Raw genomic sequence first — 12,826 nt, 5'->3', positions numbered from 1 at the left:
CCTGCGGTCCGATGCACCATGGGGGGATGAGCGGGAGCGCGGGAGCAGGCGTGGACGTACGGGGCACGGTGACACCGGGGTTCGAGGCGGTACGGGACGCCTTCGTCCGGAACTTCGAACAGCGGGGCGAGCGGGGGGCGGCCGTGACGGTCTACCGCCACGGCCGCAAGGTCGTGGACCTGTGGGCCGGCACGAGGGATGTCGACGGCACCGAGCCGTGGGCCGTCGACACCGTCCAGATCGTCCGGTCGGCCGGCAAGGGCATCGCCGCCGCCGTACCGCTGCTGCTGCACCAGCGCGGGCAGGTGGACCTGGACGCCCCCGTCGGCACGTACTGGCCGGATTTCAAGGCGAACGGCAAGGAACGCGTCCTCGTACGCCACCTCCTGGCCCACCGCGCCGGCCTGGCCGCCCTCGACGCGACGCTGACGCCCGAGGAGGCGGTCGACGGGACGTCCGGACCGCGGGCGGTCGCCGCCCAACGACCGCTGTGGGAGCCCGGAACCGACCACGGCTACCACGCCCAGACCTACAGCTGGCTCGTCGCCGAACTGGTCCGCAGGACCACCGGACGCACCATCGGCCGCTGGATCGCCGAGGAGATCGCCCGCCCGCTCGGTCTGGACTTCTGGTTCGGGCTCCCGGCGGACGAGGCGCACCGGATCGGGCGGATCGGGCCCGTCGAACCCCCGGTGACCGAGGGCAACGGCGGCGCCCTGCGCCTGCGCCCCAAGCGCTCCGTCGCCGAGGCCTACCGCGACCCCGCCTCGCTCACCCGCCGCGCGTTCGGCGCGATCGACCCGCTCCCCGACGAGAACGACCCCGTCTACCGGGCGGCCGAACTCCCCGGCAGCAACGGCGTCGCCACCGCACGCGGCCTCGCCCGCTGCTACGCCGCGATGATCGGCGAGGTCGACGGCCACCGGCTGTTCGCACCCGCCACGCTGACCCTGGCCCGCACGGAGGAGTCCGCCGGCCCGGACCGGGTCCTGGTCGTCAACACCCGTTTCGGTCTCGGCTACATGCTGCACGGCCCGGCCGCCCCGCTGCTGGCCCCCGGCTCCTTCGGCCACCCGGGCCGCGGCGGATCGCTGGGCTTCGCCGACCCCGAATCGGGCATCGCTCTCGGCTATGTGACGAACGGTCTGCAGAAGGGAGTGACCGCCGACCCCCGTGCCCAGGCACTGGTCAGGGCACTACGTTCGGTCCTATGACTCCTTCTCCTTCCGCGGCACGCTTCGACGGACACTCCGCACTCCTCACCGGCGCGGGCCAGGGCATCGGCGCGGCCACGGCCCGCAGGCTGGCCGCCGAGGGTGCGGCCGTCCTCGTCACCGACCTGGACGCCGCACGGGCCCGGAGGACGGCGGCGGAGATACGCGAGAGCGGCGGCACGGCCGAGGCGCTGCCCTGCGACGTGGGCGACCGGGCGGCCGTCGAGGTGGCCGTCGCCCACGCGGTGGCGTCCTTCGGCCGGCTCGACGTCCTGGTCAACAACGCCTACGCCAACCACGAGGACGCCCCCCTCTTCGAGGACGAGGCGGACGAATCCTGGGACCACACCCTCGACATCACCCTCACCGGCCCCTACCGCTGCTCCCGCGCCGCGCTGCCGCACCTGGTGGCCTCCGGCCGGGGCGCGATCGTCAACATCGGCTCGGTCAACGGCGAGCAGGACTTCGGCGGGCATGCCTACAGCGCCGCGAAGGCGGGCCTGGCGAGCCTCACCCGGACACTGGCCGGCCATGCGGGCCCGCGCGGTGTCCGGGTCAACCTGATCGCCCCCGGCACGATCCGCACCGACGCCTGGGCGGGCCGTGACGCCGACCTGGCACGGGCGAGCGCCCTGTACCCGCTGGGCCGGCTCGGCGCCCCGGACGACATCGCCTCCGCCGTCGCCTTCCTCGCCTCCCGGGACGCGTCCTGGATCACGGGGACGACGCTGCGGGTGGACGGGGGCCTCATGGGGGTCAACACGGGCTTCCGCAGGGCGATGTCGGGCGAGGCGTAGTCCGGCGGCCGGATCCCCGTCCACGCCGGACTCAGTCGCAGGAGCGCCGGTATTCGATGTGGGGGAGAAGGCTCTCCCACTGGGCCCTGTCGATGTTCGTCGGGTGCGTGCGGCACAGCTCGTCGTAGATGCCGTCGGTGTCGAGCGGGAGCAGGAAGGTCGTGTCCCGCACGCCCCGGACGTCCGAGTCCGGCACGACAGCCATGAACGGGCGCTCGTCCGGCAGGAATTCGACCCGGGCCGCCGTATCCAGTGTGGCGAGGCTCGGGGTGTGCCACCGGCCGTGCGGCCCGACGGCCCAGATCCGGTACGGGGAACCGGTCACCGCGCGGCTGCCGTCCGGACTCATGGCGATGGTGGCGACCGGCCTGTCGAACCGCATCGCACTGCGCACGCGCTCGGGGCGCCGGGGGTCTCTCACATCCCAGAACTGGGCCCTGCCGTCGCTGAGTACGGTCATGAGGATGTCCGGGCCGGCCGGGTAGTAGCCACCGGAGGAGGAAGGTAACGCGATGTCACTCTCCGTCGGACGGTCGACGTCCGACAGGTCCCACAGCCGCACATCCTCCGCCGCCTTCTCGACGACGAGCAGGTTCGAGGAGTGCAGGAAGCCCCCGCTCTCCCCGAGAGCGCCGTCCTTCACGGAACCGGCCCTACGCGGGTGCGCCGGGTCCGTGACGTCCCAGAGCCGGAGATCGCTCCGGTCGCCCGCGCCCCGTTCCGTCGTCACCAGCGTGTGGCGGCCCGCGAACCAGAGGCCGCCCTGGCTGAACTCCACCGGTGCGTCGATCACGCCACGGCGCACCGGAGCGTGCGTGTCTCCCACATCCCACAGCTCGATGCGACGGCCGTTCGCCGTCCCGATCGCCAACCGCGCCCCATCGGCGCTCACCGCGGTGACCACATCCGCGGTCCTGATCGACATCACTTCTCCGGGGACCGGCTCTCCGTCCGGACCGAATTCCCACAGCCGGAAGTCGTGCTTCTGCGAGCCGCTCGTGTACCGGTGCGCCAACAGCACCGGTGTGCGCCTGCCGGGGAGGAAGTATCTGGCCTGCCACGCTTCGGGGACGTCGAACGCCCTGCGCGGCGCGGCGGCGTCCTTCAGGTCCCACACATGCGTCGAGCTGGTGTAGTCGTCCCGTGCGACGGTGGTGATCATGAAGCGGCCGTCATCGCTGACGGCCCTGGTCCCGGGGTCCGGGTACGCCAGGGTCCCCTTGACCGAAGGCGCCGAGGGCTTCGCGGGCCACAGGCGTACGGCACCTTTCACATCGCCGGCGGCGACGAGCGTTCCGTCCCGGCTGTGAGCCACGGCCTGTACGGGCTCGGCCGCGGGCAACTGGGTCTGACCCCCGAGTCTGTACAGGGAGGAGTCCGACTCCCCTACGTCACGGAGGAGCAGGTGTCCTCCGGCGGAGGCCGCCGCGAGCACCGTTCCATCCGCGCGGAAGCTGATCGAGGGCACCCCGTAGCTGACTCCCCAGGTGCGTTCGTAGTCCTCGGCCGCGACGGGCTCCAGCCTGCGCTCCCCTTCGAGCTTCCACCAGGCCAGTGTCCCCTTGGCTCCGGCGGCGACCACGAGATCACGCCGGGGATGGAAGGAGACCGCCTGCACCGAGGCGGCGGTGCCGAGGGACAGCAGCGCGGGCCGGTCGGGGTCGCGCACGTCCCACAGCCGCACCTGGCCCGGGATCTCACCCTTCGGACCGCCGACGCCGTTCCCCGTGATCAGCAGACGGCCGTCCGGGCTGAACGCCAGGGAGATCAGTGCCTCCTCGGTCTCGGTCCGCTCCGTGCGCGGTTGCGGGCGGGCGGGTTCGACCAGGTCCCACAACCGCAGCCTGCCCTTGCCGCTGCCGCTCGCCAGGGTCCGGCCGTCGGGGCTGAAGGCCAGCGTGTAGGCGGTCTCCTCGGCGGTCGTGCGTTCTGCGAGCCGCTTCGGCTTCCCCGGGTCGGCGGTGTCCCAGACGGTCAGCCGCTTCTCCGTCTGCACGGCGAGGAGAGGTTCGCGGGGGTGGAAGGCGATCACGGCGGCCTTGCCGAGATCCATCGCGGCCGCCTCCCGAGGTACCCCGGGCCGGGAGATGTCCCACAGTCGCACCCTGCCCCCGGCCTGGCTGGTGACCAGCGTCCTTCCGTCGGGACTGAACGCGATGTTGAGAACGGCCCCGTCGTCACGTGCCGGGATGTCGACCGGTGCCAGCGTGGTGTAGGCCGAGTACAGGCTGGAGCGCGTCTCCGGGGTGGGCGCGGTGCGGTACGCGGCCAGGCTCATCCGAAGGGCTGTCCGGGGATCGCGCTCCCGCATGATGTCGGCCTGGGCCGCCACCTGTCGGGCGATCAGGAGGGTTTCCCGCGCTTCCGCGTCCGTCTGCGCACGGCGGGCCACGAACGCCAGCGTGGTCGCCACCAGGGCCAGCACCAGGACCATCACCACGCCGGAGGCCAGCAGCTTCTTCTTGCGCCGTTCCGCCGCCCCGCTCGCGCCGAGGAAGTCCCGCTCGACCGGCCGCATGGGCAGCAGTCGCGTGTCGTCCCGGGCCAGGGACCGCGCCGCCGCCAGATGCCGGCCGGCGTACAGACCGCTCGGCGGACGGCCGGTCTCGGCCCAGGCGTCGGCGGCCTCGCCCAGCCGGCGGCGTACCAGCAGGCCGTCCAGGTCCGCGTTGATCCAGTGGCGCAACCTCGGCCAGCCGTACAGCAGCGAGTCGTGACAGAGCTGCGCCTCGCCGTCGTCGACGACCACGAGCCGGGCGTCCGCCAGCCGACCGAGCAGGGCCTCGCCGCCCGCCAGCTCCTCCGTGCGGACCCGGCGGCGTACGGCCTTGCCGTGCCCGTCCACCAACCGCACCATGCGCAGGCACAGTTCGCGAAGCTCGCTGCGGCCCTCCGCGTCGAGCGAGGCGTGGATGTGCTCGGCGGCCCTGGCCACAGAGGAGCCGATGCCGCCCGTGGCCTGGTATCCGGCGAAGGTCAGCAGGGTGCCACGCCGTGCCGCCCAGGTCTCCTGAAGGGCGTGGGCCAGGAACGGCAGGGCGACCGCGTCGCCCGCGCCACCGCGGGCCTCGTGCAGTTCGCGCAGCAGAAGAGCGGACAGGCCGTCCTCCAGCCGCAGCCCCGCGAGGGCGGCGGGCCGCTCGATGGCGGAGCGCAGCTCGTCCCGGGTCATCGCGAGGACGGTGAACTGCCCGGCCCGTACGACGCGGGACAGCCGGGGATCGCGCAGGCACTGGCCGAAGTAGTCGGCGCGCAGCCCGAGGACGATACGCGGCCGGACCGCGGCACGGGTTCCGGTGGCGGTGTCCGTCCCGGCGGCGGTACGCGGATCCGGCGACCCTTGCGACCCTTGGGGCCCGTGTGACCCTTGGTGCGCGGCGCCCGTGTCGTCGCCCGTGTCCTGGCTCGTTTCCTCGCCCGTGACGGCGCGGATGAACAGCTCCCGCTCCTCGGCGTCCTCGCAGTGGGTGAAGATCTCTTCCAGCTGGTCGATCACCAAAACACCCGGCGCCCGGCGCCCGTCCGCCGGCGGAACGAACCGGCCCGCTCCCAGCGCGCGTTCCACCTCACCGAACGGCTGTCCCACAGCCTCGGCCCACCGCGCCGTCAGCGTCCGGAACGGGTGGTCGCCGGGGGCGGCGACCAGCAGTGCGGGCCCCGGTCCTCCCGGGCCGAGTGCCGCGCCGAGCCCGGCCCGGAGCAGCGAGGACTTCCCCACGCCCGACGGGCCCACGAGCACGACGGGCAGGCCCGCGTCCGCGGACGACCCGGTCACCCGGTCGAGTAACGCGCGCGTCAACTCCTCGCGGCCGAAGAAGAGATGGCGCTGCTCGGGCAGGAAGGGCCGCATGCCCGGATACGGGCAAGGGCCCTCGTCCCGTGCCCGAAGGGCCGGAGCCGGACCCTGAGTCAGGTCCCGACCCGGATCGTCCGTGGCCGCGTACCGCGGGTTGGCGGCCAGGACGAGGTCTCCCATCCGCCCCACCGTGTCCGAGTGCGGGCGCGCGGGGGCGGCCTGCAACCGCCGGTCGAGGTGGCGGTACACGTCCGCCAGCGTGAGCCATTTCGGCCCGCCCGCGTCGCCCTCCCGCAGCAGCCGGAGCAGCGCCCCGCCGAACAGTGTGTACTCCTCGCCCTCGGGGGCGAAGGACGCGGCGTAATGAGTGGCGGATGCCAGCAGGAAGCTGCCGTCCGGCCGGGCCGAGACGTACGGGTTCCCGCGCGGACCCTGTGGAGCGGCCTCGGCGAGTCCGGAGAAGCAGCAGTCGAGGATCACCACCGGGCGTACGGGTGCCGCGCTCAGCAGGTTCCTGATCTCGGCGTACGGGACGGCGTGGACCGTGTCGTTCGCGGAAGCGGTGGCCGAGGTGGCCAGGTACAGCTGGTCACCGGGGCCCAGGAGGCCGTGCCCGGTGAAGGACAGGACGACGACTCCACCCTCCGCCCGGTCGACGGCCGCCGACACGGCTGCCAGGACGTCCGTCGGGCCGGCGGGATCCGTCACCAGACGGACCTGGTCCGTGGCCATACCGCACACCGTGCGCAGCGTCTCGGCGAGTGCGGCCGCCGATCGTGTGGCGCTCGGCAGGTCCGACAGCCGCGCTCCGGCCGGCTGCTGTCCCGTACCGATCACGACAGCGTGGCAGTCGGGTCCGGTCAGGTGCTCTCCCGCGTCCGGATCGGCTGCCACCGGTCAGGCCCCGCCCTGCGGGGCCCTGTCCCGTGCGGCGCTGTCCCCGTCCGACGTGTCCTGCCGCGGCCGGATCGCCTCGGCGACGCGCTCCGCCACCTCGCCGGAGGCCTCCGCGGTGAGACCGCGCACCCGCTCCGAGGAGACGGTGACCTGGGTGCCGTCCGGCAGGGTGATCGTGACGGTCTGCGTGCCACGACGGTTCTGGAGCCACGCCACCACCGCGGCGGCGAGCGCGGCTGTCATCCCGCCGGGCGCGAGCAGCAGCGACAGCAGCTCGCCCGCCGTCCCCATGGTCCCCGCCACCGGTTCGTGACCGGGCTCCGTCGTGACCCGGTCACGCAGCTCCGGGTGGCGTCGCAGCCACCGGCCCAGATCGTTCGGTGCCCCGACCGAGCCGCTGCCGGGGTCGCCCACAGCCAGCGTGACCCGCATGAGCTCCTCCCTCACCTGGGGTGACTCCCCGGTCGCTCAAGGCTAGCATCCAAGTCCCTTTGCCAGAGGGGGTGTTGTCACTCCGGCCGGAAGTCGCGGGACGTCGTCCGGCCGGTGGCGCCGCGTCCGCCGGGGGGCGACGTGCGCGGAAAACCGGTACCCGGGGCGTGGCCCCGCTCAGTACCCTCGCCCGATGATTGATCATGGAGTTTCCGACCGTCTCGGCCGACGGGTGGCCCTGCGCGACATCGACGCCGACAACTGGCGCGCGGTCGCGGACGTCGCCCCGCTGGACGACCAGCGTGACCACGTTCCCGCGCTGGCCGCGCGCTATCTGCTCCTGACGACACGCGAGGACACCTGGCACTCGCTGGCCGTGTGCGCGGGCGACGACGTCGTCGGGCACGTCATGTGGGCCCGGGACGAGGACGGTTCGTACTGGATCGGCGGCATGCTGATCGACGGCGTTCAACAGGGCCGGGGCGTCGGACGCGCCGTCGTGCGCACGCTCACCGCGTGGCTGGCGGAGCGGGAGGACTGCGAGGTGGTCCGGCTGTCGTACGCGCCCGGCAACACGGCGGCGGGGCGGCTCTACACCTCTCTCGGCTTCCGCCCGACGGGTGATGTCGAGGACGACGAGGTGGTCGTGGAACTGGCGGCGTCCGCCGTCGTACCCCTGTGACACAGTGAAGTGACGGGTCAGGACGCAGCGGAGCCGACAAGGACACGGGAGACGCCGATGGGTGACTTCTTCGAGCGGATCGTCGATCTGGACGTGACCGGCGAGGACGCCGGGCCGCTCGCCGGGCGGATGGTCGACTGGATGGTCGCCGAAGGGCTGATCACGCGCGGGACGACCAAGGACGCCATGTACAGCCTGTCCGTCGACGTCGGGTACGTACCCGGCCCCGACTGGGCGCGGGCGGTGGCCGATTCCTCCGATCCTTCGTGGATCCCGGGCCCTGTCGCGGTCGTTGTCGGCCGTGACTACCACGTCGGTGGCCAGGGGGAGAGCGAGGCGGACTCCGCGACCTGCCCGCGGTGCGCGACGACGACCGTGATCATCGACCACCCGGAGTCGTGGGAGGCGGACCCGGAAGCCTGGCAGCCGTTCCTGGACGGCATCGAGGCATGGAAGGAGACGGGCGCCGGCACGGCGCCCTGTTCCGCGTGCGGAGTCTCCTCCCCGGTCACCGACTGGAAGTTCGGCGCCGGGTTCGACCTCGGCGCGCTGGCCTTCAACTTCTGGGGCTGGCCGCCGCTCGGCACCCGCTTCCTCGCGGACTTCCGCAGGCGGCTGGGGCACCGCACCGAGGAGCAGTCGGGGAAGTTCTGACCGGCCCGGCCGGCTCGCGCCGGCCGCCGGGAGCGGTACGAAGCAGGCCGGGACGGCCCCGATCAGGGCTCCGCCCCCCGGAGATCAGGGTGAAGGACGGCGACCGGTCGCGGATGGCGTGCGTGATCGCGTTCCAGGAGGCGTGCGTGAGGGCAGCGGCCAGGACGGCCGCCGCCACCAGCGGTGTCGCGCCTACTGCTCGCGTACGTCCACCAGGGTGCCGCCCGCGTGCCCGATCAGGGTGGCGGGGTCGAGCGCGAAGACGGTGTGCGGGGTGCCCGCGGCGGCCCAGACCACCGGGTGGTCCAGCAGGCCGCGGTCGGCCAGCACCCGGGTCCTCGTCACGTGGCCGAAGGGCGGCACCCCGCCGATCGCGTAACCCGTGGTCTCCCGGACCAGGCCGGCCCCGGCCCGCCGGACCTCTCCGGCACCCAGCTCGTCGCGCACGCGCCCGACGTCCACCCGGGACGAGCCGTCCATCAGGACCAGGACCGGGACGCCGTCCGCCTCGAAGACCAGCGACTTGACGATCCGGCTGAGCTCGCAGCCGATCGCGGCGGCGGCCTCCGCCGCGGTGCGGGTGGCATCCGGGAAGCGGCGAACCTCGACGTCGAGGCCCAGCTCGCGCAGGGCCTCGGCGAACCGCGGGTGGGCGTCGGAGTGGGTGGGGGCGGGGGTGATGTCGGATGTGCTCATGCCCGGCACGCTACTGAACGGCCCGGCTCCCGCACCAGACGGTTTCGGCGCGTCCCCGCCGTGGCCGGGACGGCACCACGACGGCAACCCCGGTCAGGAACCGGCCCGCAGGACCGCCGCCACCACCGGGCCGGCCGCGTCGCCGCCGTGGCCGCCGGACTGGACGACCGCCGCGGCCGCGAGGTCGTCGCTGAAGCCGGTGAACCAGCTGTTGGACGTGCCCTGTCCGTCGACCTCGGCCGAGCCCGTCTTGGCGCCCTTGTCGCCGCCGACCGAGGCCATGGCCGCCTTGCCGGTGCCCCAGGAGGCGGTGGCCCGCATCATGTCGTTCAGCTGCCGGGTGACGTTCTGCGAGAGCGGGCGGGAGGCCGAGGCGAGCTGACGGTCGTCCAGGTCGCGCGGCACGATGACGGGCTGGCGGAAGGTGCCGGTGCGGGCGGTGGCGGTGACGGACGCCATGTTGAGCGCGTTCATCTGGACGGTGCCCTGGCCGATGTACTGGGCGGCCGCCTCGCCGCCGGTCTCCTCGGGGACGCTGCCGTCGAAGGAGACGATGCCGGTCTTCCAGTCGAGGCCGATCCCGAAGACGTCCCGGGCCTCCTTGGAGAGTGCGGCGTCGTCCTTGGTGTCGTCGATCAGTTTGATGAACGCCGTGTTGCACGAACGGGCGAAGCTGGTGGTGAACGTATCGGTGGGCGGGAGTGCGAAGTTGCCCAGGTTGTGGAACGTCCGGCTCTGCCAGGTCGCCTCCTTCGGACACTCGACCGGGCTGGTCGACGAGACGAGCCCCTTCTCGATCAGCATCGCGGCCGTCACGATCTTCATCGTGGAACCCGGCGCCTGCTTGCCCTGCATCGCCGCGTTGAAGCCGGTCGCCGGGTTGTTGGCCACGGCGCGGATCGATCCGGTGGACGGCCTCACGGCGACCACCGACGCCCCGCCGAACTGCTTGACCGCCTTCTCGGCAGCCGCCTGGGCGCCCGCGTCGAGCGTCGTCTGCAGCCTGCCTGGCCTCCCCTTGGTGAGGGTCAGCAGCGTCGTGTCGGGAAGCACCTCGTCCGCGGGCTCGATCCAGGTCTCGATGCCGGGCGACCCGCCCGCCTCGGCGCCGTACTTCTCGCGCAGACTGTCCAGGATCGGCCCGAGCGACGGGTAGGTCTCCTTGTCGAGGACCTTGCCGTCGTGGTCGACGGCCTCGATCGCCGCCGTCGACGACTCGCCGGTCCGCAGCGACGCGCCCTCGGTCAGCTGCGGGTGGATCACCGTCGGCTGCCAGTCGACGAGGGCCTTACCGGTGGTGAGGCCCCGCACCACGGTCAGCTCCGAGGCGTACGACCAGGGCTTGGTCTTCCCCTCGTACGACACCGTCGCCTTCACCGTGTACGGCACCTTCGCGCCGACGGCGGCACCCGGCGTGATCACCGCCTTCGTGACGTGGGCGTCCGAGGCGTAGCCGGCCAGCAGCGGCTCGGCGACGTCCTTGTTGTTGGTGAGCAGCGACGCGGCCGTAGCGTCGCCGGACGCCCACGCCTTGAGGAAGTCCTTCGACGTCTCGGCTATCTCGGACTCGCTCGGCGGCCCGGTCCGCACCTCGCCGGACGCGGCCGCGGTCTCTGTACCGCCGTCGCCACCACCCCCGACCACGCTGTAGGCGCCGTAGCCGATCCCGCCCGCCACGAGCACGAACGCACCGCCGACCACGGCTACCCTCACTCCACTGCGCATGTCTGCAGTCCCCCTCCCCAGGAGTCCCCCTTGAACGTGTTCAGGGGGGATGTCCTCGGCACTGTACGGGACAGGAGTGACGGGTGAGGGGGTTGTTATCGGACCGCGACACGTCGGGCGAGAGCGCTCTCCCCCAGGCTCGCGCCGTTCGTTCCCGGCCGTCCGGTCACACCCAGCTGTCCAGCCACATCCGGTCCCGCCAGGAGTCCTCCGGCAGGGACGTGCCCGTGTAGAGGGGCCAGAAATACACGAAGTTCCAGACGATCAGCAGCACCAGGACCCCCGCCGCGATCGCGCCCAGGGTCCGTCTCCGCTCGCCCGTCGGATCGCCGGTGCCCAGGCCCAGTTCCTGCCTGGGCCCCGTCCCCGGCGCCGGGCCCAGCAGCGCGCCGATCATCATCGTCACCGCCAGACAGAGGAACGGCACGAACACGACCGCGTAGAACAGGAAGATCGTCCGCTCCTGGTAGAAGAACCAGGGCACCCAGCCCGCCGCCACACCGCACGCGATCGCGCCCGCCCGCCAGTCGCGGCGGAAGAACCAGCGCCACAGCACGTACAGCAGCGCCACGCTGCCCGCCCACCACAGAAGCGGGGTGCCGATCGCCAGCACCTCGCGGGCGCACTTGCCGCTCTCCGACGCGGTGCAGCCCGCCTTCTCCTCGTAGAAGTACGAGACCGGGCGGCCCAGCACGATCCAGCTCCACGGGTTGGACTCGTAGGTGTGACCCGAGGTCAGGCCGACGTGGAACTCGTACACCTGGTGCTCGTAGTGCCACAGGCTGCGCAGCCAGTCCGGCAGCCAGGTCCAGTTGCCGCCCTTGCCCTCGGTCGCCGCCCAGTCGCGGTAGTACCCCTTGTCCGTGACGATCCAGCCGGTCCACGAGGCGAGGTACGTGCCGATCGCGACCGGCACCGTCGAGACGAACGCGGGCAGCAGGTCCCGCAGCACGACGGCGCGGTACGGCTGCTGCGCACCGGCGGTGCGTCGCGCGCCCACGTCCCAGAGCACCGTCATCACACCGAACGCGGCCAGGATGTAGAGCCCGTTCCACTTCGTGGCGAAAGCCAGTCCGAGCATCACACCCGCGGCGATCCGCCAGGGGCGCAGCCCGAGGCGGAGGGTCTCGGCGACATGGACGTCCGGACGCAGCACCCCCTCCTCGTCGACCGGCAGCGCGGCGGCCAGTCTGCGGCGGGACCGGTCACGGTCGAGGAGCAGGCAGCCGAAGGAGGCGAGCACGAAGAACATCAGCACCAGGTCGAGCAGCGCGGTGCGGCTCATCACGAAGTGCAGCCCGTCCACGGCCAGCAGCGTGCCCGCGAGGCAGCCCAGGAACGTGGAGCGGAAGAGCCGGCGGCCGATGCGGCACAGCATCAGCACCGACACGGTGCCGAGCAGCGCCACCATGAAGCGCCAGCCGAACGGGGTGAAGCCGAAGATCTGCTCGCCGATGCCGATGACCCACTTGCCGACCGGCGGATGCACGACGTAGCCGGGATCCACCGGGATGTCCACGGAGGACGGGTCCTTGAGGATCGACTTGTCGACGTCCTTGGGCCAGGAACCCTCGTACCCCTGGTTGATCAGGGCCCAGGCGTCCTTGGCGTAGTACGTCTCGTCGAATATCACCGCCTTCGGGCTGCCCAGGTTCCAGAAGCGCAGCACCCCGGCCACCAGGGCGACCAGGAGCGGACCGCCCCAGGCCGACCAGCGGACCAGGTGGTTCGCCAGGGTCCCAGGCACGGCGAGCACCTCCCAGAACTGCCGTCCCGGGCGGGTGTACGGGGGCACCAGGCGTTCGCGCAGCCCGGTCTCCGGCCGTGGGGAATGGCCGAAGCGGCGCAGCCGCTGTTGCCAGGAAGGCGGCTGGTCGCCGGTGTGATCCCCGGCGTCGTGGCCCTGCTGGGCTTCGGGCGCAGTACTCGTCAC

9 protein-coding genes are annotated in these 12,826 nt (G+C 72.5%); 4 read left to right on the top strand and 5 right to left on the bottom strand.

What is annotated here, in order from left to right; translation table 11 throughout:
- Nucleotides 1–50 precede the first annotated feature (50 nt).
- Both ACFWVP_RS14000 and ACFWVP_RS13995 read left to right on the top strand, forming a co-directional pair.
- Nucleotides 51–1,214, top strand: a complete 1,164-nt coding sequence (locus ACFWVP_RS14000; RefSeq protein WP_384496541.1) for a serine hydrolase domain-containing protein — start codon at nucleotides 51–53, stop codon at nucleotides 1,212–1,214.
- Nucleotides 1,211–2,011: an SDR family NAD(P)-dependent oxidoreductase gene (locus ACFWVP_RS13995; protein WP_384496436.1), complete on the top strand. Its 801-nt coding sequence runs from the start codon at nucleotides 1,211–1,213 to the stop codon at nucleotides 2,009–2,011. The genes ACFWVP_RS14000 and ACFWVP_RS13995 overlap by 4 nt, the downstream gene beginning before the upstream one ends.
- 31 nt (nucleotides 2,012–2,042) lie before the next feature.
- On the opposite strand, the gene ACFWVP_RS13990 is transcribed toward ACFWVP_RS13995, so the two are convergent.
- Both ACFWVP_RS13990 and ACFWVP_RS13985 read right to left on the bottom strand, forming a co-directional pair.
- Entirely contained in the window at nucleotides 2,043–6,701 is a 4,659-nt protein-coding gene (locus ACFWVP_RS13990; RefSeq protein ID WP_384496434.1) for a caspase family protein, read from the bottom strand.
- Nucleotides 6,702–6,704: 3 nt separating this feature from the next.
- Nucleotides 6,705–7,136 carry a hypothetical protein gene (locus ACFWVP_RS13985; protein WP_384496432.1) on the bottom strand — a complete coding sequence of 144 codons (432 nt, stop codon included), beginning with the start codon at nucleotides 7,134–7,136 and terminating at the stop codon, nucleotides 6,705–6,707.
- A gap of 193 nt (nucleotides 7,137–7,329) precedes the next feature.
- Here ACFWVP_RS13985 and ACFWVP_RS13980 point away from each other — a divergent pair, with 193 nt between their 5' ends.
- Both ACFWVP_RS13980 and ACFWVP_RS13975 read left to right on the top strand, forming a co-directional pair.
- Nucleotides 7,330–7,818 (top strand): GNAT family N-acetyltransferase, encoded by a 489-nt coding sequence (locus ACFWVP_RS13980; protein ID WP_384496430.1) that lies wholly within the window; start codon nucleotides 7,330–7,332, stop codon nucleotides 7,816–7,818.
- Between the two features lie 57 nt (nucleotides 7,819–7,875).
- Complete coding sequence (locus tag ACFWVP_RS13975; protein WP_384496428.1) at nucleotides 7,876–8,472, top strand: hypothetical protein; 597 nt, start codon at nucleotides 7,876–7,878, stop codon at nucleotides 8,470–8,472.
- Between the two features lie 192 nt (nucleotides 8,473–8,664).
- On the opposite strand, the gene ACFWVP_RS13970 is transcribed toward ACFWVP_RS13975, so the two are convergent.
- The 3 genes from ACFWVP_RS13970 to ACFWVP_RS13960 form a co-directional block, all read right to left on the bottom strand.
- Entirely contained in the window at nucleotides 8,665–9,168 is a 504-nt protein-coding gene (locus tag ACFWVP_RS13970; RefSeq protein ID WP_384496426.1) for a YbaK/EbsC family protein, read from the bottom strand.
- A 93-nt stretch (nucleotides 9,169–9,261) separates the two neighbouring features.
- On the bottom strand, nucleotides 9,262–10,893 hold the full coding sequence (locus tag ACFWVP_RS13965; protein ID WP_384496424.1) for a penicillin-binding transpeptidase domain-containing protein: 1,632 nt from the start codon (nucleotides 10,891–10,893) through the stop codon (nucleotides 9,262–9,264).
- A gap of 166 nt (nucleotides 10,894–11,059) precedes the next feature.
- Nucleotides 11,060–12,826 carry a dolichyl-phosphate-mannose--protein mannosyltransferase gene (locus ACFWVP_RS13960; protein WP_384496422.1) on the bottom strand — a complete coding sequence of 589 codons (1,767 nt, stop codon included), beginning with the start codon at nucleotides 12,824–12,826 and terminating at the stop codon, nucleotides 11,060–11,062.

This window comes from Streptomyces sp. NPDC058637 (assembly GCF_042717325.1).
Classification (GTDB): Bacteria; Actinomycetota; Actinomycetes; order Streptomycetales; family Streptomycetaceae; genus Streptomyces.
Note: the sequence above shows the minus strand (reverse complement) of the source record. Positions and strands in the feature narration are given on the sequence as shown.

What these genes read in the sequence shown, in the direction of transcription:
- ACFWVP_RS13975 (WP_384496428.1), top strand. Translation starts at nt 7,876, where the DNA reads ATGGGTGACTTCTTCGAGCGGATCGTCGATCTGGACGTGACCGGCGAG.
- ACFWVP_RS13985 (WP_384496432.1), bottom strand. Translation starts at nt 7,136, where the DNA reads ATGCGGGTCACGCTGGCTGTGGGCGACCCCGGCAGCGGCTCGGTCGGG.
- ACFWVP_RS13980 (WP_384496430.1), top strand. Translation starts at nt 7,330, where the DNA reads ATGATTGATCATGGAGTTTCCGACCGTCTCGGCCGACGGGTGGCCCTG.
- ACFWVP_RS13995 (WP_384496436.1), top strand. Translation starts at nt 1,211, where the DNA reads ATGACTCCTTCTCCTTCCGCGGCACGCTTCGACGGACACTCCGCACTC.
- ACFWVP_RS13965 (WP_384496424.1), bottom strand. Translation starts at nt 10,893, where the DNA reads ATGCGCAGTGGAGTGAGGGTAGCCGTGGTCGGCGGTGCGTTCGTGCTC.
- ACFWVP_RS13970 (WP_384496426.1), bottom strand. Translation starts at nt 9,168, where the DNA reads ATGAGCACATCCGACATCACCCCCGCCCCCACCCACTCCGACGCCCAC.